Here is a 6107-nt window from a genome sequence, read left to right on the forward strand (position 1 = left end):
CTCCGGCAGCACCAGCGGCGCCTGCAACGTCAGCTCCTCCACCACACCACAACCCAGCCGCTCCCCCGCCCGCCCCACCAGCTCCACAAAACCGGCGCCGGGGAACAGGACCGTGCCGCCGAAGGCGTGGTCGGCGAGCCACGGCTGGTCCGCCAGGGACAGCCGGCCCGTCATCACCAGACCGCCCGCTTCGGGCAGTTCGACGGCGGCGCCGAGCAGCGGATGCCCGGTGGACTCCACACCGGCCGCGGTCGTGCCGGTGCCGGTGGTGCCGCTCGAGCGGGCCCAGTACCTCTTGTGCTGGAAGGCGTAGGTGGGCAGGCCGGGAAGGTGCGGGTGGGGCGCCGGCTGCTCCGGGCGGGCGGACAGGGCGGCGAAGTACGCCTCCCAGTCGACGTCGGTGCCCGTGGTGTGCAGGGCGCCGAGGAGACCCGCCAGAGTCTCCGTCTCGGGGCGCCCGCGGCGCAGGGCCGGGACGACGAGCGGGGTGTCCCGCTGTCCGTCGGCCGCGTCCATGGTCGCCGGTTCCACGGTCATGGGGGTCAGCTGGGCGTCGGGGCCGAGCTCCACGAAGCGGGTGACGCCCGTCCCGGCCAGGTGCCGGACGGCGTCGCCGTAGCGGACGGCGTCGCGGGCGTGCCGGACCCAGTGGTCGGCGGAGAACGACTCGGCGCGGGTGCCGGTGGTGGCGGAGACGACGGGCAGGACGGGCGTACGGTGGCGCAGCCCGGCGGCGACGGTGCGGAACTCGTCGAGCATCGGCTCCATCAGCGGCGAGTGGAAGGCGTGCGAGACACGCAGCCGCTTCACCCGGTGTCCGCGTGCTTCGAGGGTGCGGGCGATCTCCAGGACGGCGTCGGTCTCGCCGGACACCACCACGGAGGCGGGGCCGTTGACGGCGGCGAGTCCGGTGGTGCCGGTCAGCAGGGGCCGTACCTCGTCCTCGGTGGCCTGTACGGCGACCATGGCACCGCCGACCGGCAGCGCCTGCATCAGCCGGCCGCGCACCGCCACCAGCCGCGCCGCGTCCGCCAGATCCAGCACCCCCGCCACATGCGCGGCAGCGATCTCACCCACCGAATGACCGGCCACCACATCCGGCCGCACCCCCAGCGACTCCATCAACCGGAACAGCGCCACCTCCACCGCGAACAACGCCGGCTGCGCGAACTCCGTACGCTCCAGCACCTCCGCGTCCTCACCCCACAGCACCTCCAGCAGGGGGCGGGGCAGATGCGCGTCGAGAGCGGCGGCGGCCTCGTCGAGGGCCCGGGCGAACGCGGGGAAGACGTCGTACAGGGTGCGTCCGGCTCCGGTCCGCTGGGCGCCCTGGCCGCTGAAGAGGAACGCGGTGGTGCCCTGGGTGCGGGCGTGGCCGCGGTGGACGGCCGGGGCGTCGCCGCCTGCCGCCAGGTCGGCGAGGCCCGCGGTGAGGATGGTGGGGTCGGCGCCGACGAGTGCGGCGCGATGCTCCAGCTGGGCGCGGGAGGCGGCCAGGGAACGGGCGAGAGCGGTGAGATCCTGGCCCGGCCGCTCGGTGAGCCAGGTGTGCAGCCGGCCGGCCTGGGCGGCGAGCGCCTGGGGGCTGCGGCCGGACAGGAGCAGGGGGACGGCGGCCTGTTCACCGTCCGCGGCGACGGTGCGGCCCGGTTCGGCGGCGGGCTCCGCGGCTGTGCCGGTGCGGCCCGGTTCCGTGGCGGGCTCCGCGGCTGTCTCGGTGCCGTCGGTGGCGGTGGGCAGTTCGAGGATCACATGGGCGTTGGTGCCGCTGATCCCGAAGGAGGAGACGCCGGACCGGCGCGGGCGGTCGGTGCGCGGCCAGGGGCGGGACTCGGTCAGCAGGGCGACCCGGCCCGCCGACCAGTCGACGCGGGGGGTGGGCTCCTCCAGGTGGAGGGTGCGGGGCAGGACCGCGTGGCGCATCGCCATGACCATCTTGATGACGCCGCCGACGCCGGCGGCGGCCTGGGTGTGGCCGATGTTCGACTTCAGGGAGCCCAGCCAGAGCGGTTCGCCGCCGGGCCGGTCCTGGCCGTAGGTGGCGAGCAGTGCCTGGGCCTCGATGGGGTCGCCGAGGGTGGTGGCGGTGCCGTGCGCCTCGACGGCGTCGACCTCGCCCGCGGACAGCCGCGCGGCGGCCAATGCCTGCCGGACGACCCGCTGCTGGGCGGGGCCGTTGGGCGCGGTCAGTCCGTTGCTGGCACCGTCGGAGTTGACGGCGCTGCCGCGGACGACGGCGAGGACGGGGTGGCCGAGGCGGCGGGCGTCGCTGAGCCGTTCGACGAGCAGCATGCCGACGCCCTCGCCCCAGCCGGTGCCGTCGGCGGACGCGTCGAAGGAGCGGCAGCGGCCGTCCTTGGACAGGCCGCGCTGCCGGGAGAACTCCACGAACGTCTCCGGGGTGGCCATCACGGTCACCCCGCCGGCCAGGGCGAGATCGCACTCGCCGGAGCGCAGCGCCTGGACGGCGAGGTGCAGGGCGACCAGGGAGGAGGAGCAGGCGGTGTCGACGGTGACGGACGGGCCTTCCAGGCCGAAGACGTAGGAGACGCGGCCGGAGGCGAGTGAGCCGACGTTCGCGCCCGCCGGGTAGTCGTGGTACATCATCCCGGCGAACACACCGGTGCGGCTGCCCTTGACGGCGGTGGGGGCGATGCCGGCGCGTTCGAACGTCTCCCACGCGGTCTCCAGCAGGAGCCGCTGCTGCGGGTCCATGGCGAGGGCCTCGCGCGGGCCGATGCCGAACAGTTCGGCGTCGAAGTCGCCGGCGTCGTGGAGGAAGGCCCCCTCACGGACGTAGGTGGTGCCCGGCCGGCCCGGTTCGGGGTGGTAGAGGCGCTCCACGTCCCAGCCGCGGTCGGCGGGGAACTCGGAGACGGCGTCGGTCTCCTCCTCGACCAGCCGCCACAGGTCCTCCGGGGAGCGGACCCCTCCGGGGTAGCGGCAGCTCATCGCGACGATCGCGACGGGTTCGTGCGCGGCCTCGGTGAGTTCGCGGTTCTCGGCGCGCAGCCGCTGCGCCTCCTTGACGGACAGCCGCAGCGCGTCCACGAGCTGGGCATCGGTTCCGTTCGCCATTGCCGGTCTCAACTTCCCTTGGTCGGTACGAACTCGGTCTTCGGGGGGTCAGCGGGGGGTCAGCGGGTGCCGGCGGCGGTGCCGCGCACCGGGGCGGCGGCGAGCAGCGCCTTCAGGCCGGGGAACTGCGCGAGGGCCTCGGTGGTGGTCAGGGGTGCCTTGCGCGGGCCGCGCACCACGGTGAGCAGGCCGGCCGGGGTGAGCATGCGGCTCGCCGGGGCGGCCAGCGTGTAGACGTCGAACAGGCTCCTGGCGACGACGGGTTCGCTCAGCGCGGTGCGGGCCAGCCGGTCGCCGAACCGCTTGGCGAGGCCGCCGGGGGCGGCGGTCCGGCGCATGCCCTCGGTGCGCACGTGCGGATAGTTCAGGTCCTGGGTGCTGGCCATGGTCCAGGCCAGGGCCGTCTCCTTGGCGGCGCGCTTCTGGTAGCGGGCGGCGAGTCCGGGGCGGATGCCGCCGGTGCGTTCCAGTTCGGCGCGCAGCGCCACGGCGCTCTTCGCGGCGACCGACATGCCGTGGGCGTACACCGGGTTGAGGGAGGCGAGGGCGTCGCCGATGACGGCGAGGCCGTCGGGCATGGGCGTCTTCTCGTAGTAGCGGCGCCGGTTGGCGGTGCCGCGGTGCGGGCGGATCTCCCCGACGGGGGTGGCCCGGGAGAACAGTTCGCCGAGGACGGGGTCGCGCATGGTGCCCGGGAACGCGGTGAAGCCGCTCTCGTCGGTGGGCGGCTCGCCGCCGCGGGTGCCGATGAGCGTGACGATCCAGCGGTCGCCCTCGATGAGGCACACGGTGCCGCCGCGGCCGGGCCGTCCGGTGCCGGACTCGGGCTGGACCAGGACGGCGGGGAAGTCGTCGTCGACTCCGTCGGGAACCTGGAACAGACGGCTGGCATAGGCGAGTCCGGAGTCGACGACCTGCTCGGGCACGGCCGGGACGCCGAGCGCGGCGAGCCAGTCGGGGGTGCGGGAGCGGCGGCCGGTGGCGTCGACGACGAGGTCCGCGCTCAGGGTGCGCTCGGCTCCGCCGTCCTGTTCGAGGCGTACGCCGGTGACGCGGCGGGCGTCCCCGGTGAACCCGGTGGCCTTGGCGGACTCCAGGACGGTGACGGCGGGGTCGCTCAGGACCTGTTCGCGTACGACGTGGTCGAGCAGGTCCCGGCTGCACGCGATCATGAACGCGTCGCTGTCGTGGCGCAGCGACCAGCCCTCGGTGGACAGGGTGAGGATGTCCGCGCCCATGACCCGGCGCTTGGCACCCCGGGCGTACAGGGTGTCGGTGACGCCGGGGAGCAGCGACTCCAGGGCCTGGGCGCCGCCGCCCATCAGCATGTGGCTGTGGTGCCCCTGGGGCAGTCCTCGGCGCGGCCGGGGGGAGTCGGGGAAGCGGTCGCTCTCGATGACGGTGACGGTCGCGTGGCGGGCCAGCACCGAGGCGGCGAGCATGCCTGCCATCCCGCCGCCGAGCACGATTGCACTGGTCATGGTCAGCTCTTCTCTCCGGCGGGCCGTGCCGCCGGGTCGGTTGCGTGGGGAGAGGGGCCGGTGGCCGGCCGGGGCCTGTGGACGGCCGGGGCCTGCCGGTGGCCGGCCTGCGGTCCTGCGGTCCTGCGGTCAGGAGCCTCCGCCGAGGACCATGCCGATCAGGCTCTCGGTGTCCATGGCGTCGATGGCGTCCATTGCGTCGATGCCGTCGGCATCGGTGAGGCCGGCGGTGTTCTCGGTGTGCGCGATCCCGTCGGTGGCGCCGGTGGCTTCGGTGCCGAGCCGCAGCAGGGCGTCCAGCAGTCCGGCTTCGCGCAGGCGGGCGACGGGGACGGCGTGCAGGAGCCTGCGGACCTCGTCGTCGCCCGGCCCGGTCCCGGGGCCCGGCTGCGGGGCGAGTTCGGACGCCAGGTGCGCGGCCAGCGCACGGGCGTCCGGGAAGTCGAACAGCAGGCTGGGCGGCAGCCGCAGCCCGGTGAGCGTGTTGAGCGTGTTGCGCAGTTCGACGGCGGTCAGGGAGTCGAAGCCGAGGTCGCTGAAGGCCCGGTCCGGGTCGATCGAGGTCGCGTCGGCGTGCCCGACGACCGCCGCGGCCCGGGTGCGCACGAGGTCGAGCAGGGTCGCGGCGCGTTCCTGCGGTGTCTGCTGCGCGAGCCGTTCCCGCAGCGCGGGAACGGTGCCGGCCGCCCCCTCGCCCCGCGCGGCGCCCCGGTGCCGGGTGCGACGGGACCCGGTGTGGAACAGCGCGGCGGGCGAACCGCAGTCGGCGGCGTGCCGGTCCAGTCGTACGAGGATCGGTGCGGCCATGTCGAGGGCGAGGACGGTGTCGAGGACGCCGAGGGCCTCGCCGGGCGAAAAGCCGTGGACGCCGACGCGTTCCAGGCGCCGCAGGTCGGTCGCGTCGAGCGTGCTCGCCATGCCGGCGTCGTCGGCCCAGGGACCCCAGGCCAGTGACTGGGCGGGCAGTCCCTGGGAGCGGCGGTGCTCGGCGAGCGCGTCCAGGAAGGTGTTCGCGGCCGCGTAGCTGCCCTGGCCGGGGCTGCCGAAGACACCCGCTGCGGAGGAGAACAGCACGAAGGCGTCGAGGCCGAGGCCGAGGGTGAGTTCGTGCAGGTTCAGCGCCGCGTCGACCTTCGGCCGCAGTACGCCGTCCAGGCGTGCGGGCGTCAGGGACGAGATCACCCCGTCGTCGAGGACACCGGCCGCATGGACCACGCCCGTGACGGTCTCGCCGTCGTCCGCCAGCCGCTCCAGCAGCTCGGCCAGTGCCGTGCGGTCGGCGACGTCACATGCCTCCACCCGCACCTCCTGTGCACCGGCCTCCTTCAGCCCGGCCACGACCTCGTCCATGCCCGGCACCGCGGCACCACGACGCGACACCAGCACCAGACGGCGTACGCCGTGGTGGCGGACCAGGTGCGCGGCGACCCGGCGGGCGATGCCTCCGGTGCCTCCGGTGAGGAGGACGGTGCCGGTGCCGAAGGACACCCCACCCTCCTCGCCCTCACCCACGGGGACCCGGGACAGACGAGGCTCGAACACCTCACC

2 protein-coding genes and 1 pseudogene are annotated in these 6107 nt (G+C 74.8%); all 3 read right to left on the reverse strand.

Going from position 1 to position 6107, the window contains the following annotated elements; translation table 11 throughout:
- A pseudogene (locus ACIQGV_RS40715) lies at positions 1–3069 on the reverse strand (type I polyketide synthase); the annotation flags it as partial.
- A gap of 68 nt (positions 3070–3137) precedes the next feature.
- Entirely contained in the window at positions 3138–4559 is a 1422-nt protein-coding gene (locus ACIQGV_RS40720) for an NAD(P)/FAD-dependent oxidoreductase (RefSeq protein ID WP_402504789.1), read from the reverse strand.
- 129 nt (positions 4560–4688) lie between these two features.
- Positions 4689–6107, reverse strand: a 1419-nt coding sequence (locus ACIQGV_RS40725) for a type I polyketide synthase (protein WP_402504791.1), incomplete at its 5' end; no start/stop codon positions are given.

The organism is Streptomyces sp. NPDC093094 (assembly GCF_044754345.1).
Lineage (GTDB): Bacteria > Actinomycetota > Actinomycetes > Streptomycetales > Streptomycetaceae > Streptomyces.

What these genes read in the sequence shown, in the direction of transcription:
- ACIQGV_RS40720 (WP_402504789.1), bottom strand. Translation starts at nt 4,559, where the DNA reads ATGACCAGTGCAATCGTGCTCGGCGGCGGGATGGCAGGCATGCTCGCC.